This window comes from Pseudomonas sp. GM50 (genome assembly GCF_000282375.1).
GTDB lineage: Bacteria > Pseudomonadota > Gammaproteobacteria > Pseudomonadales > Pseudomonadaceae > Aquipseudomonas.
Genome location: NZ_AKJK01000053.1, coordinates 43,883 through 67,117, shown reverse-complemented (window position 1 = coordinate 67,117; position 23,235 = coordinate 43,883). Strand labels below are relative to the sequence as shown.

Here is a 23,235-nt window from a genome sequence, read left to right as displayed (position 1 = left end):
AGGGGCAAAAGCGCTTTGGTTACTTTCGCGCTTTTCGAAAGTGACTCGCTGTAAAAGCGAAACCAATAGAAGCCGTGACCGCAGAAACGGATATGTACACCATCAAGATAGAGACCTATGCCTCCATAACCTCCCCAGGCAAGCTCCGCAACCACAGGTCTTTACGTCTCCCCGAAATTACGGAAGGCGGTGTACAATTCCGTTTTTATACCCTTGTCGATCATGCGAAGGATTTTCCGGATGTTGCCGCGCTTTCCCGCCGTCACCCGCTGCCTGTCTCTTGCCGCCCTCTGTGTCGCGGGTCCGGTAGCAGCATTGGAGCTACCCCTGCCACCACCCGGTGAAGACATCATCGGTCAGGTGCAAGTGATCAAGGCCAAGTACGAAGACACCTTCGCCGACCTTGGCACCACCTACGACCTGGGCTATTCGGAGATGGTCGCGGCCAACCCGGGTGTTGATCCATGGCTGCCGGGCGCAGGTACCGAAATCGTCCTGCCGACGCGCTTCATCCTGCCGCCGGGCCCCCGTGAAGGCATCGTCATCAACCTGGCTGAATACCGTCTTTACTATTTCCCGAAAGGCCGGAACGTGGTGTACACCTTCCCGCTGGGTATCGGCCGTGAAGGCTGGGGCTCGCCAATTGCCCACACCAGCATCATCGCCAAGACGCCGAACCCGACCTGGACGCCTCCAGCGTCGATCAAGGCCGAGCACGCCGCTGATGGCGATCCACTGCCGAATGTGGTGCCGGCCGGCCCGGACAACCCGCTGGGGCCGTTCAAGTTCACGCTGGGCACTCCGGGCTACCTGATCCACGGTTCGAACAAGAAGTTCGGTATCGGCATGCGCACCAGCCACGGTTGCTTCCGCATGTTCAACAACAACGTGCTGGAAATGGCCAGCATGGTGCCGGTAGGGACGTCGGTGCGCATCCTCAACGACCCGTACAAGTTCGGCCTCAGTGGCGGCAAGGTTTATCTGGAAGCGCACACGCCGCTGGACGACAAGGGCAACCCTTCGGTAGTCGACAAGCACACCGCAGTCATCAACGCGATGCTCAAGCGTGAAGACATCACTAACAACTTGCGCATGAACTGGGATGTAGTGCGTGACGTCGTCGCCGCTGAAGATGGCCTGCCGGTGGAAATCGCTGTGCCGGGTACGTCGGCACCGATGGTCTCGAGTGCGCCGATCGACCTGCAGCAGTAACGTTTTAAAGGAACCCGCCGACGCAGGCTGCGTCGGCGGGTTTTTTATTGTCTGCACAAACGTCAGGCAATAAAAAAGCCGACCCAAAAAATGGGTCGGCTTGATAACAATCCCGAAGGACTATTACTTGCGGCTAGCTTTTTCCAGCATGCGCAGAGCACGCTCGTTAGCTTCGTCAGCAGTCTGTTGTGCTTTTTGAGCAGCAGCCAGAGCTTCATCAGCTTTACGGTAAGCTTCGTCTGCACGAGCCTGGGAGCGAGCTGCTGCGTCTTCAGTAGCAGTCAGACGTGCTTCGGTTTCTTTCGATACGCTGCTGCAACCGGTAGCCAGAACTGCGGCCAGAGCCAGAGCAGAGAATTTCAGAACGTTGTTCATCGTGTTCCCCTTCAAGGACTTTCTATTAAGTAGCTGTCTCCTCAGAGTGAGGAAATAGCCGGCGTACATACTACCCATTACTTGTAGTAAGTAAACTGACGTAGAGCAAGAAGCAAAAAAAATTGTAGGCGTTGATTCTTTTTCGAGCAACTTTTAACTGCATTGTATAAAAAATATCCAGCTGCGAGGCCCGAGCTGAGCGAGCTTCTGGGGAAAAGTTCCCGGTGTCGGCAGCTGTTTTTCAGTCTAGGCTAAAGTCTGTCTAGATGGGATCGTCCACACTTTTGTTCGGATTTTGCGCAGCGGCTCTCATATCTTTATCCATGTTGAGGTGACTTAAACAAAGCGCGCTCGTCTTAAGTCTCAATATCCGGCAATGTTCAGGCCTGGACCCGGGAAGATCCCGGTCGAGCCGTCCCTGCATTACCCCAAGCAGCACCCGCCTGCCAGCATGACGAGCGTCCCTTGAGCATTTCTGCCAATGGTGCCTACTATTTGATACGTGCTCGGTTGCGCGAGATTGGTGTTGCTCTCTCGGTGTCCATTCAGGCACAGGGTGGCGTAGATGTTCCTTCGCCGGAAAAACATCGGTAAGGTAGGGGTCAGAATTAAAGACCCGCGAGGAGTAGTGATGAGCGAGGCGTTGTCCATCCACCATGACCAGGCTGGTCATCAGTTCGAGACCACTGTGGACGGTTATCGTGCCTACCTGACCTATATGGATCTGGGGAAACAGACCCTGGATATTTATCGTACCTTTGTGCCCAATGCACTGCGTGGTCGCGGCATCGCGGCGGCGTTGACCGAGCAGGCACTGCAATATGCCGAGGAAATGGGCTACACAGTCATTCCATCGTGTTCCTATGTGGAGCGCTACATGGAGCGTCACGCGCGGCATGCCGCCAAGCTGTGAACAAAGCGAACGCATAAAAAAACGCCAGGTTTAAGCCTGGCGTTTTTTTTGCGTGAAACGGTGATCAGCTGCGATCGCGTTTAGGCAACACATCCTTGAGCTTGGCGTGCATGCTGCGCAAGGTGTTTTCGGTGGCGGTCCAGTCGATGCAGGCATCGGTGATCGACACGCCGTATTGCAGGTCGGCGAGGTCTTTCGGGATCGCCTGGCAGCCCCAGTTCAAGTGACTTTCGACCATCAGGCCGATGATCGACTGGTTGCCTTCGAGGATCTGGTTGGCGACGTTCTCCATCACCAGCGGTTGCAGGGCCGGGTCCTTGTTGGAGTTGGCGTGGCTGCAGTCGACCATGATGTTCGGCTTGATCTTCGCTTTGTTCAGCGCTTGCTCGCAGAGCGCGACGCTGACCGAATCGTAGTTCGGTTTGCCGTTACCGCCGCGCAACACCACGTGACCGTAGGCATTGCCCTTGGTGGTGACGATCGACACGCCACCTTCCTGGTTGATGCCCAGGAAACGATGCGGGCTGGAGACCGACTGCAAGGCGTTGATGGCCACGGTCAGGCCGCCATCGGTGCCGTTCTTGAAGCCGACAGCCGAGGACAGGCCGGAAGCCATTTCACGGTGAGTCTGGGATTCGGTGGTGCGTGCGCCGATCGCCGACCAGCTGATCAGGTCCTGCAAGTATTGCGGAGAGATCGGGTCGAGGGCTTCGGTCGCGGTCGGCAGGCCCATCTCGGCCAGGTCCAGCAGCAACTGACGGCCGATGTGCAGGCCATCCTGAATCTTGAACGAGTCGTCCAGGTACGGGTCGTTGATCAAGCCTTTCCAGCCGACGGTGGTGCGTGGCTTCTCGAAATACACGCGCATGACCAGATACAGGGTATCGGACACTTCGGCCGCGAGCACTTTCAGGCGCTCGGCGTATTCGTGGGCAGCCTTGATGTCATGGATCGAGCACGGCCCGATCACGACGAACAGGCGGTGGTCGGTGCCATCAAGAATGTTGCGAATGACTTCGCGGCCCTTGGTGACGGTGCGCAGGGCAGCGTCGCTCAGAGGGATATCACGCTTGAGCTGATCGGGAGTGATCAGGGTCTCGTTGGAGGCGACGTTAAGGTCGTTGATCGGTAAATCAGCCATCGTTTACTCGTCAGGTCACGGGTGCCGGCCGCCAGCGATCCCCGCGCGGCGGAGCACAGCAAATTTAAGCGCGTCGGGGGAGCCCGAACCTTAGCGCGTTACACCGTGGCTCGACAATGGGCAGACGCCGGTTTCGGGGGCATTCTCAATCAGTTTCGCGGCGGGGAAACCAATTGAGCGCGCCTCTAACCCATCGCTGGCTGTGCAAATGCCTTGCGAACGGTGTCGTGGGAGAATTCGTCGGCGTGCCGCTGGACCCATTCGAGGGCCAGTGCCTGGTTGTCATGCAAGTCGCTATGAGTCTCATGCATGCGGCAATAGCGTTCGATCTGGCACACCTGTTCGCCCATCCGCGCACTGAACAACGTGTGCTCGTCAACGAAAGCAATACCCACCAGATAGCCGTGCTTTCGTCGCAGGCACCAGGCCACATAGCCCAGATAACGCAAGTCCGGGTTCACGGTCGGCATGCGCACTTCCAGCGCCGTACCGTGGCGCCACGCGCGGTGATAATTGCAAGCCATGCCGCCGAGGCTGATAGTGTGCAGCTGTTGCCGCGAAATACATTCATGTCTGAGCAACGTTAATTCAACGGGTACATCGTCAGGATGAGGAAGATAACGTCCCATGAACACGGACTCCCTGTGTCGGCCATTTGACATTGTTCCTCCCAGTATAGTGGTCGAACTGGAACTGACCGATTTCGACGCCGACCAACGGCTGTTGGCGATGAGCGGCATTTCACTGGTGATTTTTACCAGCATTGGTTGCGCCTCTTGCCGCTTTGCCCGTGAGCAATTGCCCAAGCTGGATCTGGCGATCGATCAACTGTGCTGGATCGATGCCGGGAACAATGGCGGTGCGGTGGAGCGTTATCAGGTCTTTCATTTGCCAGCGCTGTTTGTGGTGCGCGACGGTGAGTTCTTTGGGGCACTGAAATCGCGCCTGACCAGCACCGAGCTCAATGCAGCCGTGGGGCTGGCGTTGAGTCGAATAGCAGAGGAATTACCATGATGGGGACAGTTGCCAAGCCGACAATCGGTATTATCGGAACCGGCGCGATCGGCGGTTTCTACGGGTTGATGCTGGCGCGTGCCGGCTTCGATGTGCATTTTCTGTTGCGCAGTGAATTTTCAGCGGTGGCCGAACGCGGGCTGCAACTCGACAGTGCAGTGCACGGCACGTTGACGTTGAAACCGGTTCAGGCCTATTCGACGGCCGAAGATATGCCGCCCTGCGACTGGTTGCTAGTGGGCACGAAAACCACCAGTAACGCGGACTTGGCGCCGACAATCATTCAAGCTGCCGCTCCGAATTCCAAAGTGCTGTTGTTGCAAAATGGCCTGGACGTCGAAGACAGCCTGCGCGACTTGCTCCCCAATTCGCTGCACTTGCTGGGTGGGCTCTGTTTTATCTGCGTCCATCGCGAGGGACCTGGCGTCATCACCCATCAGGCGCTCGGCGCGGTGAATGTCGGCTACCACAGCGGCCCGGCAGTCGATGAGCGGGCGCGGATGGCGATTGTCGAGGAAGGCGCCGGGCTGTTCCGCGCCGCCGGAATCGATTCCCAGGCCATGCCGAACCTGCATCAGGCGCGTTGGCAAAAACTGGTCTGGAATATCCCTTACAACGGTCTGTCGGTTCTGCTCAGGGCAAGCACCACGCCGTTGATGGCCGATACCGACTGCCGGGAGCTGATCAAGGCGCTGATGACCGAAGTGGTTCAGGGGGCAACGGCCTGTGGTCACGAAATGCCGGCCGGATATGCCGAGCATCTGTTCATGGTGACTGAAAAAATGCCCGACTATTGGCCGAGCATGTACCACGACTTCCTGCACAAGCGGCCGCTGGAACTGGACGCGATCTACACTCGACCACTGGCAGCGGCGAAGGCGGCGGGATGTGAGTTGCCGCGAATAGAAGCCTTGTATCGCAGCTTGAGTTTTATCGATCGACGTAATCACTGAGTCGGTCAAAAGGAGAGGGAAGGGCATGGCCAATGGTATAGACGACAAACTGGTGTTGGCGATTTCTTCGCGAGCACTGTTCGACTTGAGTGAGAGTCACAAGGTTTATCTGTCGAGCGGCGTCGAGGCCTATCGGCAATACCAGATCGAACACGAAGACGAAATTCTCGAGCCCGGCGATGCGTTCCCGTTGGTGGAAAAACTCCTGAACCTGAATGCCCGTCTCGGCCGTGCCCGGGTCGAGGTGATCCTGGTGTCGCGCAATAGTGCCGACACTGGTCTGCGGGTTTTCAACTCGATCAACGATTCTGGCCTGGCAATCTCCCGCGCAGCGTTTTCCGGCGGGCGAAGTCCTTATCCGTACCTCAAGGCCTTTGGCTGCGACCTGTTTCTTTCGACCCATTCCGACGATGTGCGCAGTGCGCTGGATGCCGGTTTCGCCGCAGCGACTATTCTATCGGGCGGTGCCAGTCGCGCCGCCAGCGATGAATTGCGCATTGCTTTCGACGGTGACGCGGTGCTGTTTTCCGATGAGTCGGAGCGAGTCTATCAGTCGGGAGGCCTTGCAGCGTTTCAGGCCAGCGAGCGTGAGTCCGCCCGCGAGCCCTTGCGCGGCGGGCCGTTCAAAGGCTTCCTCGCTGCGCTCAACCTTTTGCAGCGCGAGTTCCCCGATGATGCCTGTCCGATCCGCACCGCGCTGGTGACGGCGCGCTCTGCACCGGCCCATGAGCGGGTGATACGCACCTTGCGCGAATGGGACATCCGTCTGGACGAATCGCTGTTCCTCGGCGGCCTGAACAAGGCACCGTTTCTCGAAGCCTTTGCCGCCGACGTGTTTTTCGACGATCAGGCCGGCCATTGCGAGCTGGCCCGTGAAGTGGTCGCCACCGGTCATGTGCCGCATGGCATCAGTAACGAGCCATCGATTTAAAGCGCTGCGGTTCAATGCATGGCGCCGAACGCCGCTCTCGCCACGGCACTGCTAAGCTGAATCAATCTCCGCCATGTTGGCATTCAGGAGGTCCCAATGATTCATTCGATGCTGTATGCCACCGACCTCGGTCTGTATGCACCTTTTGTGATGCAGCATGCGTTGGCACTGGCTCGAACATTCAATGCCGACTTGTATGTGGTGCACGCGGTTGAGCCGATGGGGTTGTTCGCCGAATCGGTGCTACAGAGTTACCTCGATGAGCAGGCCTTGAACGAGTTTCACAGTCAGGGTTTGAATACGGTGATTGCCAATATCGAGCAGCGGGTGCTCGACAGCTTTCGCGAAGAACTGGGGGATGAGGGGGAGCAGGACCTGGAACGGATTCGGGCAGTGCGGGTGCTGCAGGGCGATCCGTCGCAGGTGATTCTCGACCAGGCGCAGAAACTCTCCGTCGATTTGCTGATCGTAGGGAGTCACAGTCATGGCGCTGGCGCGGAAACGCCATTGGGCCGAACCGCTGCGCGCGTGTTGCAACTGTCCAGGGTGCCGGTCTATCTGGTGCCGCTGACGGAACGTCGCCGCAAAGGGGATCGCTAGGACACGAATAATGGCGTTTTGATAAAAAAGTTCTAGATTTATTAATCAAACCATTAATATAGTTATATACCGTCGCTGATGCCCGTGGCGTCTACCTGCTTTGAGGGATTCATATGAAGCTTCAACAATTGCGCTACATCTGGGAAGTGGCGCACCACGACCTCAACGTTTCAGCTACAGCCCAAAGCCTCTACACCTCGCAACCGGGCATCAGCAAACAGATCCGTCTGCTGGAAGACGAATTGGGGGTCGAGGTTTTCGCCCGCAGCGGTAAGCACCTGACCCGGGTTACCCCGGCTGGCGAGCGCATCATCACCACCGCTGGTGAAATCCTGCGCAAAGTTGAAAGCATCAAGCAGATCGCCCAGGAATTCTCCAACGAGAAAAAAGGCACCCTGTCGATCGCCACCACGCACACCCAGGCGCGTTATGCGTTGCCACCGGTGATCAGCAATTTCATCAAGCAATACCCGGATGTTGCCCTGCACATGCACCAGGGCTCGCCGATGCAGATCGCCGAGATGGCCGCTGACGGCACCGTCGATTTCGCGATCGCCACCGAAGCGCTGGAGTTGTTCGGCGACCTGGTGATGATGCCGTGCTACCGCTGGAACCGCTGCGTGGTCGTGCCTCAGGGCCACCCGCTGACCAAGCTGTCGAAGCTGACTCTCGAAGCCCTGGCCGAATACCCGATCGTGACCTACGTGTTCGGTTTCACCGGCCGTTCGAAACTCGACGAAGCCTTCAGTCATCGCGGCCTGACACCGAAAGTGGTATTCACCGCCGCCGACGCCGACGTGATCAAGACTTACGTTCGTCTGGGCCTGGGCGTGGGCATCGTGGCGAAAATGGCGGTCGACACCAAGCTCGATAGCGACCTGGTGGTGCTCGATGCCAGCGAGTTGTTCGAATCCAGCATTACCAAAATCGGTTTCCGTCGCGGCACGTTCCTGCGTGGCTTCATGTGCGACTTCATCGAGAAATTCGCGCCGCACCTGACCCGCGAAGTCATGGCCAAGGCCATTCAGTGCCACAACAAACAGGAACTGGAAGAGCTGTTCGACGGCGTCGAACTGCCGGTGCATTAATCGTTTTTTCTAGATCACCTCGGTGACAGAAAACTGTTGCCGAGCGCCCGCCACCAGAATCTCCACTTCATCCCCTTCGAACTTGCCCAGCAGGCTTTTGCCCAGCGGCGAGCGAGGGGTGATGACGGTAATCAGTTGCCCCACCAGATCAACCTTCAGCCCGGCCGCGTCAGGGGCCAGGAACAGCCATTGTTCGCGACCCTTTTCGTCTTCCAGGCCGAGCAGGGCACCGACTTCGATACCGCGCTGATCGTCATAAGGCCGTAATGTCAGGTTCTGGCAAAGGGCCAATGACTGCCTGATTTCTTCCACTCGTCTGGCCTGTCCGGCCGCCAGATAAGACGCCTCCAGCCCCAGCGTGTCGTACTTGTTTTCGGCTATGTTTTCTTCGTGGGTCGCGGTTTCGTAAGCGGTTTGCGCGGCTCGTTCGGCGATGTCGAGATCGATCCGCAGCTTGTCGATAATCAGTTGGTGGACGGTCGGCTTGTGCATAGAGAGTTTCATGATCAATCGCAGAACTGTAGGACGTTGGCGCGGCTTTTTTCGCTCGGCGCATTTTGATTCTGTTGCAGCCAGAACTGGCATTTGGGATTGGACAGATTGTGTTTGCTGCTTCTGGCCTGTTCCACCATTTGCTGCTGTTCATTCCTGCGCAGATTGTCCTCGTACTGATCGAGCATCGGGTTTTGCGGGGCGGGTTGCTCAATCACCGGTGGCTTGGCCAGTTGCTCCACCGCTTGGGCCAAGGGCGCCAATTGCTCGTTGAACAACAAGCGCCAGGCGAGCCAGCAAGTCAGTGCAATCGCGATGAATCCCAGCCACAAACCGAGGGCAATGCTGCCGGTCAGTTGCAGCGCATTAAACTGGATCGGCAAGGGACGGCGTGGGTTGGGACGGTAGGGCATTACTGCCTCCTGGCGGGTGGTCGCGGGCAAGTGGCGATTGTCGCATGAAGATTAATCGCCGTCGGCTCTTCTGCGCGGGGTAATTTATGCGGACAATCGGCGCCTTTGCCAACGGGAGCCTGGAATGCCTGAAATGCCTCAAGTGAAAAACCGCTGGCGCTGGGATATTTTTTGCACCGTGGTCGACAACTTCGGCGACATCGGTGTGACCTGGCGCCTGGCCCGACAACTGGTGGCCGAACATGGCGCGACAGTGCGCTTGTGGGTCGACGACCTGCGAGCCTTCGAGCGTTTGTGCCCGCAGATCGATATCAACGCTGCGCAGCAGTGGCAGCAGGGCGTCGAGGTGCGACAGTGGTCGGCCGACTGGCAACCCACTGAAGCCGCTGATGTCGTCATCGCCGCATTCGCCTGCCAGTTGCCGAGTGCCTATATGGAGGCCATGGCCGAACGGGAAAAACCGCCGCTGTGGATGAACCTCGATTATCTGAGCGCCGAAGACTGGGTCGTCGGCTGCCACGGCTTGCCATCGGTAAAGTACAAGAACGTGCAGAAGTTCTTTTTCTTCCCGGGCTTTCGCAAGGGCACTGGCGGCTTGCTGCGTGAAAGCGGATTGCTGGAGCGGCGTCGGCAGTTTCAGCAAAGCCCGCAAGCTCAGCAAGAATTCCTGCAAGGCCTGGGAATTGATCGCGTGCCGAATGCCCAACTGATCTCGCTGTTTGCCTACGAAAATACCGGGCTGGCCAGTTGGCTCGACACGATGGCGGCCGACTCGACGCCGACGCATTTGCTGGTGCCCGAAGGGCGGATTCTCGGCAACGTCGAACGCTGGCTCGGGGTGGATGGGCTGAAGGCTGGTGCGGTGCATGTGCGCGACGCCTTGACCGTGCAAGTGCTGCCGTTCGTCCGACAGGATCAATATGACCTGCTGCTATGGAGCTGCGATTTCAACGCCGTGCGCGGCGAAGACTCCTTTGTCCGCGCTCAATGGGCAGGTCGGCCGCTGCTCTGGCACATCTATCGGCAGGACGAAGATATCCATCTGGACAAGCTCGATGCTTTCCTGACCCTGTACACCCAAGGCCTGTCCGAGCCTGCCCGCGAGGCGATCAGCGGTCTATGGCGGGCATGGAATGCAGGTGAGACAATGACCGATCACTGGAAATCAACCCGCAAACACTGGCCTGAACTGGAAAAACATGCCGAGACATGGTGTCTGGAACAAGCCTTGCAGGCAGATCTTGCCGCAGCGCTGGTACAGTTTTACCTAAATTGGATATGATACGCGGCCTAGATTTTTGTAAATCCCATCCAAATTCGGATATTCGCAATGAAAACTGGTAAAGAACTGAAACCCGGGATGGTGATCCGTCTCGAAAACGATCCTTGGCTGGTTCAGAAAGCTGAATTCACCAAGTCGGGTCGTAACAGCGCGATCATGAAGACCAAGCTGAAAAACCTGCTGACCGGTTACAAGACCGAGATCGTTTACAGCGCCGACGACAAACTGGACGACGTAATCCTCGACCGTAAAGAAGCGACCCTGTCCTTCATCAGCGGCGACTCCTACACGTTCATGGACACCACCGACTACACCATGTACGAGCTGAACGCTGAAGACATCGAAGCCGTTCTGCCTTTCGTTGAAGAAGGCATGACCGATGTTTGCGAAGCGATCTTCTTCGAAGAGCGTCTGGTTTCCGTAGAACTGCCGACCACTATCGTGCGTCAGGTTGACTACACCGAAGGTTCCGCTCGCGGTGACACTTCCGGCAAGGTGATGAAGCCTGCCAAACTGAAGAACGGTACCGAACTGTCGGTTGCTGACTTCATCGAAATCGGCGACATGATCGAGATCGATACCCGCGAAGGCGGTTCCTACAAAGGCCGTGCCAAATAAGCACCGCTTGAGTAATGAAAAAGCCCGACCATTGTGTCGGGCTTTTTTGTGCGTGCCCTTGTAGGAGCGAGGCTTGCCCGCGAAGGCGATTAATCATTCGACATTGATGCCGACTGACACTACGCCTTCGCGGGCAAGCCTCGCTCCTACAAGGGGTATGTTATTTCTTCAAATGCTGCTTGAGCTCTTCAGACGCCTGCAACATCGCCGAACGCACCGCGGGCACCTGGCTCACTACGTTGAGCAAACCGTAGTCGTGGATCATGCCGTTGTAGCGTACGGCCGTGACCGCTACGCCAGCCTCATCGAGTTTGCGGGCGTAGGCTTCACCTTCATCGCGCAGCACATCGGCGCCGGCTGTCTGCACCAGCGCGGGTGGCAAGCCCTTGAGTTGCGCAGTGGTCGCCCGTAGCGGTGAGGCGTAGATCTCGTTCCGTTGCTTGGCGTCGGTGGTGTAGTTGTCCCAGAACCACTTCATCATGTTTTTGGTGAGGAAGTGCCCCTCGGCGAACTGGTTATAGGACGCCGTCTCGAAGCTGGCATCAGTCACCGGCCACAACAACACCTGGAACCTGATCGCCGGCGTGCCTTTATCCTTGGCCATCAGCGCAACCACGGCTGCCATGTTGCCACCGACACTGTTGCCGGCCACGGCCAGACGTTTGCCGTCAACGTTGATCTCTTTACCGTGTTCGGCCACCCACTTCGTCGCGGCGTAGGCCTGGTTGATGGCCACCGGGTAATGCGCTTCCGGCGACGGGGTGTAATTGACGAACACCGCCGCCGCGCCCGAACCCGTTACCAAGTCTCGAACCAGTCGTTCGTGGGTCGGGAAGTCCCCCAGCACCCAACCACCACCGTGGAAGAACATGAACACCGGCAGCTCGCCTTTGACCCCGGCCGGCCGAACGATGGTCAGGCTGATCGGTTGGCCGTCGACCTGAATGGTCTTCTCGCTGACATCGGCTTTTGGCAGCGTCAGTTTCACCCCCGCCTGCGCACCCACCAACACCGCGCGGGCATCGGCAGGCGTGAGCTGTTCCATCGGTTTGCCGGTGCCGGCATTCAGTACATCGAGGAACGCCTGGGTGTTGTGTTCAACCCCGTTGCCTGCGAATGCACTGTTGATGGACAGGGCGAGAAGAGTACCGGTCAAGACTTTGCTGAAAGTGTTCATGTTCATTTCCTGTCAGGCCTTGGAGTCAGCGGTTAGACGGTAACGTGCAGGCGCACATCGACGTTGCCACGGGTGGCGTTGGAGTACGGGCAAACCTGGTGGGCAGCTTCAACCAGGCTTTGTGCGTCGGCTTGTTCAAGGCCCGGCAGGCTGATGTGCAGGTCGATGTCCAGACCGAAACCGCCAGGGATCTGGCCGATGCCGACATGGGCGGTGATCGATGCGTCGTCCGGGATTTTGCGTTTGGTCTGGCTGGCGACGAATTTCAGCGCGCCGATGAAGCAGGCGGAGTAGCCAGCTGCGAACAATTGTTCAGGGTTGGTTGCCGCACCGCCGGCACCACCGAGTTCTTTCGGGGTCGCGAGTTTGACGTCGAGGACGTTGTCGCTGGAGATCGCACGACCGTCACGGCCGCCGGTGGAGGTTGCGATTGCGGTGTAGAGAGTTTGCATGGTGAGAGCCTCGTTCGGGTTGGATGTTTCGCGCTAAATGTTTGCGCGCTAAGTAAGTGCGAGATGAATGTAGCTCGCAAGTATTTAGCGCACAAGATAAATTTTTGAAAAAAATTGTTTTGAGTCGTAGCCCAGCAATTCGATTGGGGAGGAGAAGCTTGAGATAGAGGCTTTTGTTCGGGATTTTTGCGAAGTGAAATTTTTTGCGACGGGGAGGACGCCTTCGCGGGCAAGCCTCGCTCCTACGGATTTTCGGTCAATAAAACGACACAAAACCCGTAGGAGCGAGGCTTGCCCGCGAAGAACGATAACGCGGTCTAAAGGCTATCTTGCAGATGGCTACGCAGCGCTTGAAGATCCGCTTGCAGCTTCTTCAACTGTTCCAGCGTTTGTCCGCTGGCGCCGAGGATGCACTGGGGAATGCCCCGCGCCTTGTCTCGTAGCGCACGGCCTTGCTCGGTCAGTTCGACAATCACTACTCGCTCGTCTTCACGGCTGCGGGTGCGGCTCAGCAGGCCTTCGGCTTCCAGGCGCTTGAGTAGAGGGGTGAGGGAACCGGGATCGGTCAGCAGTCGGGTGCTGATTTCGCCGACCGTCAACCCATCCTTTTCCCACAACACCATCATCGCCAGGTACTGCGGATAGGTCAGGCCCAGCGCTTGCAGCAGCGGCTTGTAGACTTTGGTCATCAGTAGCGAGGTGGAATGCAGGGCGAAGCAGACCTGATTGTCCAGCAGCAGGTCGTCGCAGTTATCCGGGTTGTTGCGCTCGGTGTTCATTTCAAAGCCTTGATCAGTGATCGTCATAAATCTAGCGGGCGAATCTTTAATGCGCCAGATAATTCTGGACTAGTGGCGGTCCAGATTGGTTCGCAACGCCAGATCCCACGGCGGAATGGGGCTGAAACGGGTCTTCAGGTATTCCAGCAACAAGCGGCTGCGCGAACTGGGTTGCTGCTCCAGGCGCAACGCATAAATGCCGGTGCTTTCCGGTTTTGGCAGACCGTTTTCGCAAAACAGCGGCAGCAGTTCGCCGCGTAACAAATATTCGCTGGCCAGCCAGGTCGGTAAATGCGCGATGCCCAACCCGGCCAGTGCGCCGCAGACCAGTGCCTCGGCATTGTTGGCACTCATGCGGATTCGCGCTGGCCGGTGCAAGTGCATCTGCCCATTCTGCTCGAAGCGCCAGGCGAAGGGCGGAGCCAAGCCCTCCCAGTCGAGGCCATCATGGTCGACCAACTGCGCTGGGGCGGTCGGCACGCCACGGCGTTGCAAGTAATCGGGGCTGGCGCAGGCGATGCGCACCATGCTCGCCAGTGGCGTCGCCACCAGTCGGGTATCGGCCATCTGCCCGGCACGCAACACCAGATCGACCTTGCCCAGATTCGAGCCCTGCATGTCGACAAAGCTGTCAATCAGGTGCAATTGCACGTCGAGGCCAGGGTAAAGCGTCAGGAAATCGGCAATTACCGGCGCCAGGTGTCGTCTTCCGAACGCTGCCGGCGCATCCACCCGAATCAAGCCTTCCGGCGCACTGCTAAGAGACACCGCTTCCGCCCGGGCCAGGCGTAGTTCAGCGACGATCCGCCGCGCACGCTCAGCAAAAGCCAGGCCGGCCGGGGTAGCGCGCACCGCATGGGTGCTGCGAATGAACAACTGGCTGCCAACCGCGCTTTCAAGGCTGTCGATGCGTCGCGCTACTGCCGAAGGCGTCAAGGGATGGCGGCGGGATGCGGCGGAAAAACTGCCGCTTTCCAGCACATCGAGAAACAGGCCAAGTTGTTCGGTCAATTGATTGGGGTTCATGGTTCGTCGGCGCTTGTGCGAAATTGGCACAGCCATTGTGCGTTGCTGTGCGTTTCCCCGCCAGAGCCGACTGCGTAGGATGAACAGCCTGACAAAAGGAAATCGCCTGTGATTGAGTTCATGTTGTATCTGGTTTTTGGCGCGGTCTTGGGAACCCTCGGCGGCCTGTTCGGCATTGGCGGCGGGTTGGTCGCGATCCCGCTGCTGGGCGTGTGGTTCGGTCTCGATCAGCAGATTGCCCAAGGCACGGCGCTGGTGATGGTGGTGCCGAACGTGATGCTGGCGCTGTGGCGTTATCACCAGCGCAATCGCATCGAATTGCGGCATGCGCTGCCACTGGCCTCGATGGGGTTCTGCTTTGCCTGGATCGGTTCGATCTGGGCGGTGGGTATCGATGCGCAAACCATGCGCTTGGGCTTCGTCGCTTTCCTGATCGCGCTGTCGGCCTACAACCTGATGCGAATGTTCACCACCAACGCACCGGCCTCTTCGCAGATGCGCTATTCCTGGCCGTGGCTGGGTGTGCTCGGCGCGGCTTCCGGGACGATGGGCGGACTATTTGGAGTGGGCGGGGCGGTGGTGGCAACGCCGGTGTTGACCAGCCTGTTCGGTACCACTCAAGTGGTTGCCCAAGGGTTGGCGCTGGCGCTGGCGTTGCCGAGTACAGGCGTCACACTGGCGACTTATGCGGTGCATCATCAGGTGCATTGGGCGATCGGTGTGCCGTTGGCGGTCGGTGGATTGATGAGCATCAGTTGGGGCGTGAGAATTGCCCACGCATTGCCGGAGCGGCTCCTGCGCGGGCTGTTCTGTGGTTTTCTGGTGGTCTGTGCGGTGATGCTCGCGTTTAAAGTTTGAAACCTTCGACGATGTGCTCGGCCAGGCATTCGGTGATCGGCGAAGGGTTGTTCAGGTTGCGGATCAGCATGATGCTGGCTTCCGGCAACAGCGGCAGGTCTTCGTTGGCGCCAAGGATGCGCATGTCCGGTGTGATCAGGCTTTCCAGCTGCGCGGTGATCGCCAGGCCCGCGCTGACCACGGCCATCAACGCCGACAGGCTGGAGCTGTTGTAGGCAATGCGGTAGTCGCGGCCCATGGCATCCAGGGCATTGCATGCCCAGAGGCGGCAGAAGCAATCACTGTTGAACATCGCCAGCGGCAACGGTGTTTGCTCATGGGCGCTGAAGCATTGGGCTTCGGCCCAGACAAAACGCTCCTTGCGCAGCAGTTGGCCAATCTCGTTACCCGGCTCGCGGGTGACGATGGACAGGTCCAGGTCCTGGCGCTGCAACAGTTGCCGGGTCGATTCGCAATGAACCTCGATCTGGATCAGCGGGTAGAACTGCGCAAAGCGCGACAGGATGCCCGGCAGAAAGCGCATGACGTAATCGTCGGGCGTGCCGATGCGCACCGTGCCGACCATGTGCGGCTCGCGCAGGGTATTGAAGACTTCGCTGTGGAGTTTGAGGATGCGCCGCGCATAGCCCAGCAATACCTGGCCTTCGGCGGTCAGCTTGACTTGGCGCCCGTCGCGTTCGAACAGCTGGCGCTGCAGCACGTCTTCTTCCAGGCGTTTCATCTGCATGCTCACCGCCGACTGGGTGCGGTTGACCATTTCACCGGCGCGGGTAAAACCGCCCTGATCGGCGATCGCGACGAAGGTGCGCAGTACATCGGTGTCGATACTGGGGTAGGCGGACATTCATCAATCTCCGAGATGTATGACATCAGAAACATTCGTTGGATTGATCTTAGCGCTGGCGCGAGACTTGGGCCATCCCTAAAGGAGGGCTGCACGATGAAAGGTCACAACGAGCATGTAACGGAACAAAAATTCTCAATCCACGCGGTATCCGATCTGCTGCACAAGTTTAGTCGCTGGTACGAACTTCACCGTGAACGTGAAATGTTGGCGAGCTTGAGCGACGAAGCACTGAAGGATATCGGCGTGAGCCGTGCGGATGTGGAGCATGAGACGGTAAGACCGTTCTGGGATGATCCGATGCATAAATGATGATGCCATCGCTACACAAACCACTTGCGGGTGAGGTAGGTTGCGAGCAGACAAGGAGATGCTCATGCCCGCCACACTGTCTTTTTCCCTCAAACAGGCTCGGCGTCTGGCGCTGGCTGCCCAAGGGTTCAACGGGCGCCAGCCGCCAGCGGCGATCAAAGCGGTTCAGCTCAACCGGCTGATAGAACGCCTGGGCATTCTGCAGATCGATTCGGCCAATGCGTTGGTGCGTTCGCACTACCTTCCCTTGTTTTCCCGTCTTGGCAATTACTCATCCGACTTGCTCGATCAGGCTGCCTGGAGTCAGGGTCGTCGCCGCACGTTGTTCGAATATTGGGGCCACGAAGCGTCGTTGCTGCCCTTGTCGATGTACCCCTTGATGCGCTGGCGCATGCGGCGCGCGACTCGCGGCGAAGACATCTATCAGCAACTGGCGCGCTTCGGTCGTGAGCAGCAAGGCACGATTCGCCGCGTGTTGGCGTCGGTTCAGGAACTCGGTGCGCTGGGGGCGGGCAGCTTGTCGACCCGTCAGGAGCGGGCAGGGCCGTGGTGGGACTGGAGCGCGGAAAAGCATGCGCTGGAATGGTTGTTCGCTGCCGGTGAAGTAACCGTGGCCGGCCGGCGCGGGTTCGAACGGCTTTATGATTTGCCGGAGCGGGTGATTCCTTCAGTGATTCTCCAGCAGCCCTTGCTCAACGAGGCCGAGGCTCAGCGCGGGCTGTTGCTACATGCCGCCAATGCGTTGGGCGTGGCGACGGAAAAGGACCTGCGGGATTATTTTCGCCTGAGCCCGGCAGACAGCCGGCCGCGTCTGGCGGAGTTGGCAGAGGAGGGTGATCTGCTGGTGTGTGAGGTTGAAGGCTGGCGGCAACCGGCCTATTGCGTGGCAGAGCCGAAAGTACCGCGCAAGGTTGAGGCCAGTGCGCTGCTTTCACCGTTCGATTCGCTGATTTGGGAACGCAGCCGTACCGAGCGATTGTTCGATTTCCGTTATCGGCTGGAGATTTATACGCCGCAGCACAAGCGCATCTACGGCTATTACGTATTGCCGTTTTTGCACCATGAGCGGATTGCCGCGCGGGTCGACTTGCGCGCCGAGCGAGCGTTGAGCCGGTTGGCGGTGCATGCGGTGCATGAGGAAGAACCGGGGCTGGATGAGGCGGGGATGTTGGCGTTGGCGGTCAATCTGCGGCAGATGGCGGATTGGTTGGGGCTGGCGCAGATTCAATTGAATTGCCCGCGGGCGAGTGCGGCGCGGTTGCGGGTGGCATTGGCACAGATTGAGGGTGGTTGAACCGACGCCATCGCGGGCAAGCCTCGCTCCTACAAGGGATCGTGAATTCCTGTAGGAGCGAGGCTTGCCCGCGAAGGGCTCGACACAATTTAACGCCGAACCTGCTTCAGGGTTTCAGCAATCAAAAACGCCAATTCCAGCGACTGATCGGCATTCATCCGCGGGTCGCAGTGGGTGTGGTAACGGTCCGACAACCCATCCTCGGTAATCGGCCGCGCGCCGCCGATGCATTCGGTGACGTTCTGCCCGGTCATTTCGATGTGGATGCCGCCGGCATAACTGCCTTCCGCCTCGTGAACCTGGAAGAACTGTTTCACCTCGCCAAGGATCTGCGCGAAGTCGCGGGTCTTGTAGCCGCTGCTGGCCTTGATGGTGTTGCCGTGCATCGGGTCGGAACTCCAAAGCACCTGCTTGCCCTCGCGCTGCACTGCGCGGATCAGCTGCGGCAGGTGATCGCCGACCTTGTTCGCGCCCATCCGCGCAATCAGGTTCAGACGACCCGGGTCGTTGTCCGGGTTGAGCACATCGATCAGGCGAATCAGGTCTTCGGGGTTCATGCTCGGGCCGACCTTCACGCCGATCGGGTTGTGCACCCCGCGCAGGAATTCGACATGCGCGCCGTCCAGTTGACGGGTACGGTCGCCGATCCACAGCATGTGGGCCGAGCAATCGTAGTAGTCGTTGGTCAGGCTGTCGCGACGCACGAAGGCTTCTTCGTAGTTCAGCAGCAGCGCTTCGTGGGCGGTGAAGAAACTGGTTTCGCGCAGTTGCGGCGAGCTGTCCATGCCGCAGGCGCGCATGAAGGCCAGCGTTTCATCGATGCGGTCGGCCAGGTGGCTGTACTTCTCGGCCAGCGCCGAGTTGGCGATGAAGTCCAGGTTCCACTTGTGCACCTGATGCAGGTCGGCAAAGCCGCCTTGGGCAAAGGCACGCAGCAGGTTCAGGGTCGCGGTGGACTGATGGTAAGACTGCAGCAAGCGTTCCGGGTCCGGCACGCGGCTTTTTTCGTCGAAGCCGATGCCGTTGACGATGTCGCCACGGTAGGCCGGCAGTGTCACGCCGTTGATGGTTTCATCGTTGGCCGAACGGGGTTTGGCGAACTGGCCGGCCATGCGCCCGACTTTGACCACCGGGCAACCGGCGGCGAAGGTCATGACGATCGCCATTTGCAGCAACACTTTAAAAGTGTCACGAATTTTCGCGGCGGAGAATTCGGCGAAGCTTTCGGCGCAGTCGCCGCCCTGCAACAGAAACGCCCGGCCCTGGGTGACTTCGGCGAACTGACGGCGCAACTCCCGGGCTTCACCGGCAAACACCAGCGGTGGATAGCTCGCCAGGGTTTGCTCGACGTGCAGCAAATGCGCCGCGTCGGGGTATTGAGGTTGTTGCTGGATCGGCAGGGCGCGCCAGCTGTCAGGGCTCCAGGGTTGGCTCATTGCAGTCTCTAGTGTTTTACGCTCGGACGGTTATGTTATCAGCAATTAGTGCGTGACCTGTTCCCGTCGCTTCGCGGACAATCGCGCCTTTGCCGCTTTATGTTGCGGTTTATCGCGTTGCCGGGGCCGGTGACGATCAGGAGACGAAATGACTGAGGAGCGCGTCGAGCATCTGCTCGCCGAGGTACAGGACGAGTTCGGCGTGATTCGCGTGCTGGAAGTGGCCGATTACCGTTTTCTGGAGTTCGGTGATGCCATCGAACAGAGCTGCGTGTTCACCGCTGACCCGAGCTGGCTCGAGTACGATTACACCCGGGCGATGCTGATTGGCGCGCTGTGCCACGAACTGCCGGAAAGCGCGCTGTTCCTTGGGCTCGGTGCCGGCACACTGACCCAGGCTTGCCTCAAGTTCCTGCCGCTGGAAGACGTCGAAGCCATCGAGCTGCGCCCCGATGTGCCGCGCCTGGCCATCGAATACCTCGGGCTGGATGACGATCCGCGGCTGTACATCCGCGTCGGCGATGCCCTGGAATTGCTCGATACGGCTGAACCGGCCGATCTGATTTTCGTCGACCTTTATACCGATGTCGGGCCGGGTGTCGGGCATCTGGCCTGGGGTTTTCTGGAAAACTGTCAGAAGCGTTTGAATCCGGGTGGCTGGCTGGTGATCAACCAGTGGGCCACCGACGATGGTCGACCGTTGGGGGCGGCGTTGTTGCGCGGCCTCTATCACCGGCATTACTGGGAACTGCCAGTGAAGGAGGGCAACGTGATTCTGATCGTGCCATCGGAGCTGGATCAGGAACTGGACATGGAGGGGCTGATCGCACGCGCTGAAGGCCTGGCGCCGCGATTGGGGTATTCGCTGCAGTCGTTGATCAAGGCGATTCGGCCGGCGACTTGAATGGATGCATGAATTCATTGTGGCGAGGGGGCTTGCCCCCGTTCGGCGGCGAAGCCGTCGTAAAATCAGCAATTGCGGTGTGCCTGATACACCCGAATTGAATGGTTTTGGGGTTGCTGCGCAACCCAACGGGGGCAAGCCCCCTCGCCACAGGTTAAATGTCAGCAGCCTTTGAAAACGCCCGGCCGCTTCTCGATCATCGACCGCACACCCTCCTTGGCATCCTCGCTATTCAGCAATTTTTTCACCTGCGCCGGCAAGGCCTGAGCAGCCGCCATTTCACCCTCATAGCGGGCCTGCCGGGCAGACATCAGCGTTGCCTGAACCCCCAGCGGTGCCTGCCGGGCAATCCGCTCAGCCAGTTCAATTGCCCGCGGCAACAAGTCCTCACTGGCCATGACCTCCTGTACCAACCCCAGGTGCAAGGCGTCATGGGCGTCGAATTCATCGCCGGTGAGCAGCCAGCGCATGGCATTGCCCCAGCCGGCGACCTGATGCAGGCGCAAAGTGGCGCCGCCAAACGGGAAGATCCCGCGCTGCACCTCCTTCTGGGCAAAACGGGTATTGCTGGCGCACAGGTTGATGTCGGCAGCCAGCATCAACTCGATGCCAACGGTCAGGCAGTAGCCTTGAGCCGCGACAATCACCGGTTTGCTGACCCTGGGGCCGGCGAGCACGCCCCACGGGTCGCAGCCACCGGGCGGTGCCTGCCAGCCTTCGGCCAGGGCCGCTGCGGCGCTGACCAGATCGAGCCCGGCAGTGAAATGCTCACCATGGCCAAACACCACCGCCACCCGTGCCTCGCTGTCGGCCTCGAACTCTCCATAGGCCAGGCTGAGTTCGTTGAGCAGGTCGAGGTCGAAGGCATTGCGTTTGGCCACCCGATCCAGGCCGATCATCAGGACATGACCATGTCGTTCACGGGTTACACGACTGGGGCTGGGCTGATTCATGGAACATTTCCTCGGGCGGGAAGGGGCGGGAAGAGATATGTGAGACCGAAGGTCTGCGTCACAAGAGTGAACCGTTTTAGCGCCATCGTCAGCAGGGCCGGGCCTTTGCAAAATAGACCGTCGCACGATTATCCGCAAAGCCCATGACACAACGGCGTACGCCGGTTTTTTCCGATAAAAAAAGCTCCCTTTTTTGGCTAATTCCGGTATAGTGCGCGCCGGCCTTTAACCGGGCCGCGTTTAGGTAGCGCAATTCCCCGAAGTCAGCTTCGGCTGCACGTCCGCACAGCGGACTCTTCCTTGACGAATCTTTTTCATTCATTCGTTTTCGCAAATCCCCGCCGACAAAGCAGCCAGGGCGACTCTTGAGTCTTACACGGCATGCGCAGCTTTGGAGCATGGGTCTTTGCGGATGCACTTAGAGGCAGACCCATGACCCAGGAAACCGGCGGCTTCGCCGCTTTTAATCTTAATCCGAATATTCTTGCAGCCGTCATTGCGACCGGCTACGAAGAGCCTTCGGCTATTCAGCAGCAATCGATCCCGATCATCATGGCCGGTCACGACATGATTGGTCAGGCGCAAACCGGTACCGGTAAAACCGCCGCGTTCGCCCTGCCGATCCTGCACCGCATCGATCCTGCAAAGCGCGAGCCGCAAGCCCTGATCCTGGCGCCAACCCGTGAGTTGGCGCTGCAAGTAGCAACCGCTTTCGAAACCTACGCCAAGCAAATGCCGGGCGTTACCGTTGTGGCCGTTTACGGCGGCGCCCCTATGGGTCCACAACTGAAAGCAATCCGTAATGGCGCACAGATCGTTGTCGCCACGCCGGGCCGTCTGTGCGACCACCTGCGTCGTGACGAAAAAGTCCTGGCTACCGTGAACCACCTGGTTCTCGACGAAGCGGACGAAATGCTCAAACTGGGTTTCATGGACGACCTCGAAGTTATCTTCAAGGCACTGCCTGCAACCCGTCAGACCGTATTGTTCTCGGCCACCCTGCCGCAGTCGATCCGTGCCATTGCCGAACGCCATCTGCGCGATCCGCAACACGTGAAGATCCAGACCAAGACTCAGACCGTTACCGCGATCGAACAGGCTCACCTGTTGGTTCACGCTGACCAGAAGACCTCGGCTGTATTGAGCCTGCTGGAAGTGGAAGATTTCGACGCCCTGATCATGTTCGTGCGCACCAAGCAAGCGACCCTGGACCTGGCCAGTGCCCTGGAAGCCAAAGGCTACAAAGCCGCTGCGCTGAACGGTGACATTGCTCAGAACCAGCGTGAGCGCGTGATCGAGTCCCTCAAGGATGGCCGTCTGGACATCGTTGTGGCGACTGACGTTGCCGCTCGTGGCCTGGACGTTCCGCGCATCACTCACGTGTTCAACGTTGACATGCCGTACGATCCTGAGTCCTACGTTCACCGTATCGGCCGTACCGGCCGTGCCGGTCGCGAAGGTCGTGCACTGCTGCTGGTGACTCCTCGTGAGCGCCGCATGCTGCAAGTGATCGAGCGTGTTACCGGTCAGAAGGTTGCCGAAGTTCGTCTGCCGGACGCCCAGGCTGTTCTTGATGCCCGCATCAAGAAACTGACCAACAGCCTGTCGCCGCTGGTCGCTGATGCCGAATCGACTCACGGTGATCTGCTGGATCGCCTGACCGCCGACATCGGTTGCACCCCGCGTGCACTGGCCGCTGCTCTGCTGCGCAAGGCAACCAACGCTCAGGCGCTGACCCTGGCCGCAATCGAGAAAGAACGTCCACTGGTGCCGAACAATGCACCGCGTGGCGATCGTCCTGAGCGTACCGGTGATCGTCCGGACCGTGGTGATCGTGAGCGTCGTGCTCCGGTTCCATTGGCTGAAGGTCGTGCTCGTTGCCGTACCGCGCTGGGTGCGCGTGATGGTATCGCTGCCAAGAACCTGCTGGGCGCCATCCTGAATGAAGGCGGTTTGGCGCGTGAAGCCATCGGCCGCATCCAGGTGCGTGACAGCTTCAGCCTCGTCGAGCTGCCGGAAGATGGTCTGGAGAAGCTGCTGACCAAACTGAAGGACACTCGCGTTGCCGGTAAGCAGTTGAAGCTGCGTCGCTACCGCGAAGATTGATCCGCTCTCGAGCTGATTGATCGCACATAAAAAATCCCCGACTGGTTCGGGGATTTTTTTTG

The 23,235-nt window shown here is 58.9% G+C and carries 27 protein-coding genes; 14 read left to right on the top strand and 13 right to left on the bottom strand.

Annotated features, from left to right (window positions below; genetic code table 11):
• Positions 1 to 240: 240 nt before the first annotated feature.
• Positions 241 to 1,212, top strand: coding sequence for a L,D-transpeptidase family protein (locus PMI30_RS16260; RefSeq protein WP_008009438.1), 972 nt, complete (start codon positions 241 to 243; stop codon positions 1,210 to 1,212).
• 123 nt (positions 1,213 to 1,335) lie between these two features.
• On the opposite strand, the gene oprI is transcribed toward PMI30_RS16260, so the two are convergent.
• A complete protein-coding gene (oprI, locus tag PMI30_RS16265) occupies positions 1,336 to 1,587 on the bottom strand; it encodes an outer membrane lipoprotei OprI (RefSeq protein WP_003172710.1) in 252 nt (83 codons plus the stop codon).
• Between the two features lie 631 nt (positions 1,588 to 2,218).
• Between oprI and PMI30_RS16270 the strand changes: the two genes are divergently transcribed.
• Positions 2,219 to 2,500, top strand: coding sequence for a GNAT family N-acetyltransferase (locus PMI30_RS16270; protein WP_007899932.1), 282 nt, complete (start codon positions 2,219 to 2,221; stop codon positions 2,498 to 2,500).
• A 64-nt stretch (positions 2,501 to 2,564) separates the two neighbouring features.
• Here PMI30_RS16270 and PMI30_RS16275 read toward each other — a convergent pair whose 3' ends face one another.
• A complete protein-coding gene (locus tag PMI30_RS16275) occupies positions 2,565 to 3,641 on the bottom strand; it encodes a 3-deoxy-7-phosphoheptulonate synthase (RefSeq protein WP_008009435.1) in 1,077 nt (358 codons plus the stop codon).
• A 185-nt stretch (positions 3,642 to 3,826) separates the two neighbouring features.
• Positions 3,827 to 4,270 carry a PilZ domain-containing protein gene (locus PMI30_RS30600; RefSeq protein WP_081501272.1) on the bottom strand — a complete coding sequence of 148 codons (444 nt, stop codon included), beginning with the start codon at positions 4,268 to 4,270 and terminating at the stop codon, positions 3,827 to 3,829.
• Here PMI30_RS30600 and PMI30_RS16285 point away from each other — a divergent pair.
• From PMI30_RS16285 to cysB, 5 genes are all read left to right on the top strand, one after another.
• A complete protein-coding gene (locus PMI30_RS16285) occupies positions 4,269 to 4,655 on the top strand; it encodes a hypothetical protein (RefSeq protein WP_008009431.1) in 387 nt (128 codons plus the stop codon). The genes PMI30_RS30600 and PMI30_RS16285 overlap by 2 nt on opposite strands.
• A complete protein-coding gene (locus PMI30_RS16290; protein ID WP_008009430.1) occupies positions 4,652 to 5,608 on the top strand; it encodes a putative 2-dehydropantoate 2-reductase in 957 nt (318 codons plus the stop codon). The genes PMI30_RS16285 and PMI30_RS16290 overlap by 4 nt, the downstream gene beginning before the upstream one ends.
• A gap of 25 nt (positions 5,609 to 5,633) precedes the next feature.
• The gene (locus PMI30_RS16295; protein WP_007899923.1) at positions 5,634 to 6,539 is read left to right on the top strand and encodes a 5'-nucleotidase; all 906 of its coding nucleotides are present in this window, start codon (positions 5,634 to 5,636) and stop codon (positions 6,537 to 6,539) included.
• 96 nt (positions 6,540 to 6,635) lie between these two features.
• Positions 6,636 to 7,139 carry a universal stress protein gene (locus PMI30_RS16300; protein ID WP_008009427.1) on the top strand — a complete coding sequence of 168 codons (504 nt, stop codon included), beginning with the start codon at positions 6,636 to 6,638 and terminating at the stop codon, positions 7,137 to 7,139.
• Positions 7,140 to 7,252: 113 nt separating this feature from the next.
• Positions 7,253 to 8,227, top strand: coding sequence for an HTH-type transcriptional regulator CysB (gene cysB / locus PMI30_RS16305; protein WP_007899921.1), 975 nt, complete (start codon positions 7,253 to 7,255; stop codon positions 8,225 to 8,227).
• A 9-nt stretch (positions 8,228 to 8,236) separates the two neighbouring features.
• Here cysB and PMI30_RS16310 read toward each other — a convergent pair whose 3' ends face one another.
• Both PMI30_RS16310 and PMI30_RS16315 read right to left on the bottom strand, forming a co-directional pair.
• Positions 8,237 to 8,719 (bottom strand): GreA/GreB family elongation factor, encoded by a 483-nt coding sequence (locus PMI30_RS16310; protein WP_032835368.1) that lies wholly within the window; start codon positions 8,717 to 8,719, stop codon positions 8,237 to 8,239.
• Positions 8,720 to 8,733: 14 nt separating this feature from the next.
• Positions 8,734 to 9,132 (bottom strand): hypothetical protein, encoded by a 399-nt coding sequence (locus PMI30_RS16315; RefSeq protein WP_008009422.1) that lies wholly within the window; start codon positions 9,130 to 9,132, stop codon positions 8,734 to 8,736.
• A 124-nt stretch (positions 9,133 to 9,256) separates the two neighbouring features.
• On the opposite strand from PMI30_RS16315, the gene earP reads away from it, so the two are divergent.
• Together earP and PMI30_RS16325 are read left to right on the top strand one after the other, a co-directional pair.
• On the top strand, positions 9,257 to 10,414 hold the full coding sequence (earP, locus tag PMI30_RS16320) for an elongation factor P maturation arginine rhamnosyltransferase EarP (RefSeq protein WP_008009420.1): 1,158 nt from the start codon (positions 9,257 to 9,259) through the stop codon (positions 10,412 to 10,414).
• Between the two features lie 48 nt (positions 10,415 to 10,462).
• Entirely contained in the window at positions 10,463 to 11,032 is a 570-nt protein-coding gene (locus PMI30_RS16325) for an elongation factor P (protein WP_007899917.1), read from the top strand.
• Between the two features lie 160 nt (positions 11,033 to 11,192).
• Here the strand turns inward: PMI30_RS16325 and PMI30_RS16330 are convergent, their stop codons facing one another.
• The 4 genes from PMI30_RS16330 to PMI30_RS16345 all read right to left on the bottom strand — a co-directional run bounded on the left by PMI30_RS16330 (position 11,193) and on the right by PMI30_RS16345 (position 14,466).
• Positions 11,193 to 12,209 (bottom strand): alpha/beta hydrolase, encoded by a 1,017-nt coding sequence (locus tag PMI30_RS16330; protein ID WP_008009418.1) that lies wholly within the window; start codon positions 12,207 to 12,209, stop codon positions 11,193 to 11,195.
• 32 nt (positions 12,210 to 12,241) lie between these two features.
• Entirely contained in the window at positions 12,242 to 12,661 is a 420-nt protein-coding gene (locus tag PMI30_RS16335; RefSeq protein WP_008009416.1) for an organic hydroperoxide resistance protein, read from the bottom strand.
• A gap of 317 nt (positions 12,662 to 12,978) precedes the next feature.
• A complete protein-coding gene (locus PMI30_RS16340) occupies positions 12,979 to 13,440 on the bottom strand; it encodes a MarR family winged helix-turn-helix transcriptional regulator (protein WP_007899914.1) in 462 nt (153 codons plus the stop codon).
• 69 nt (positions 13,441 to 13,509) lie between these two features.
• Entirely contained in the window at positions 13,510 to 14,466 is a 957-nt protein-coding gene (locus PMI30_RS16345; protein ID WP_008009414.1) for a LysR family transcriptional regulator, read from the bottom strand.
• A 108-nt stretch (positions 14,467 to 14,574) separates the two neighbouring features.
• Between PMI30_RS16345 and PMI30_RS16350 the strand changes: the two genes are divergently transcribed.
• Complete coding sequence (locus PMI30_RS16350; RefSeq protein WP_008009412.1) at positions 14,575 to 15,324, top strand: sulfite exporter TauE/SafE family protein; 750 nt, start codon at positions 14,575 to 14,577, stop codon at positions 15,322 to 15,324.
• On the opposite strand, the gene PMI30_RS16355 is transcribed toward PMI30_RS16350, so the two are convergent.
• Complete coding sequence (locus PMI30_RS16355; RefSeq protein ID WP_007899911.1) at positions 15,314 to 16,168, bottom strand: LysR substrate-binding domain-containing protein; 855 nt, start codon at positions 16,166 to 16,168, stop codon at positions 15,314 to 15,316. The genes PMI30_RS16350 and PMI30_RS16355 overlap by 11 nt on opposite strands.
• A 96-nt stretch (positions 16,169 to 16,264) precedes the next feature.
• Between PMI30_RS16355 and PMI30_RS0129675 the strand changes: the two genes are divergently transcribed.
• Positions 16,265 to 16,480 (top strand): DUF1127 domain-containing protein, encoded by a 216-nt coding sequence (locus PMI30_RS0129675; RefSeq protein ID WP_032835366.1) that lies wholly within the window; start codon positions 16,265 to 16,267, stop codon positions 16,478 to 16,480.
• Positions 16,481 to 16,544: 64 nt separating this feature from the next.
• Positions 16,545 to 17,774, top strand: coding sequence for a winged helix-turn-helix domain-containing protein (locus PMI30_RS16360; protein WP_008009411.1), 1,230 nt, complete (start codon positions 16,545 to 16,547; stop codon positions 17,772 to 17,774).
• Between the two features lie 89 nt (positions 17,775 to 17,863).
• On the opposite strand, the gene PMI30_RS16365 is transcribed toward PMI30_RS16360, so the two are convergent.
• Positions 17,864 to 19,210 carry a class II 3-deoxy-7-phosphoheptulonate synthase gene (locus PMI30_RS16365; protein ID WP_008009408.1) on the bottom strand — a complete coding sequence of 449 codons (1,347 nt, stop codon included), beginning with the start codon at positions 19,208 to 19,210 and terminating at the stop codon, positions 17,864 to 17,866.
• A gap of 148 nt (positions 19,211 to 19,358) precedes the next feature.
• On the opposite strand from PMI30_RS16365, the gene PMI30_RS16370 reads away from it, so the two are divergent.
• Positions 19,359 to 20,114, top strand: a complete 756-nt coding sequence (locus tag PMI30_RS16370; RefSeq protein WP_008009406.1) for a spermidine synthase — start codon at positions 19,359 to 19,361, stop codon at positions 20,112 to 20,114.
• Between the two features lie 161 nt (positions 20,115 to 20,275).
• Here the strand turns inward: PMI30_RS16370 and PMI30_RS16375 are convergent, their stop codons facing one another.
• Positions 20,276 to 21,067 carry a crotonase/enoyl-CoA hydratase family protein gene (locus tag PMI30_RS16375; protein ID WP_008009404.1) on the bottom strand — a complete coding sequence of 264 codons (792 nt, stop codon included), beginning with the start codon at positions 21,065 to 21,067 and terminating at the stop codon, positions 20,276 to 20,278.
• Between the two features lie 88 nt (positions 21,068 to 21,155).
• Positions 21,156 to 21,389 carry a hypothetical protein gene (locus tag PMI30_RS31690; protein WP_238541988.1) on the bottom strand — a complete coding sequence of 78 codons (234 nt, stop codon included), beginning with the start codon at positions 21,387 to 21,389 and terminating at the stop codon, positions 21,156 to 21,158.
• 110 nt (positions 21,390 to 21,499) lie between these two features.
• On the opposite strand from PMI30_RS31690, the gene PMI30_RS16380 reads away from it, so the two are divergent.
• Positions 21,500 to 23,173 (top strand): DEAD/DEAH box helicase, encoded by a 1,674-nt coding sequence (locus PMI30_RS16380; protein ID WP_007943712.1) that lies wholly within the window; start codon positions 21,500 to 21,502, stop codon positions 23,171 to 23,173.
• Positions 23,174 to 23,235: the final 62 nt, after the last annotated feature.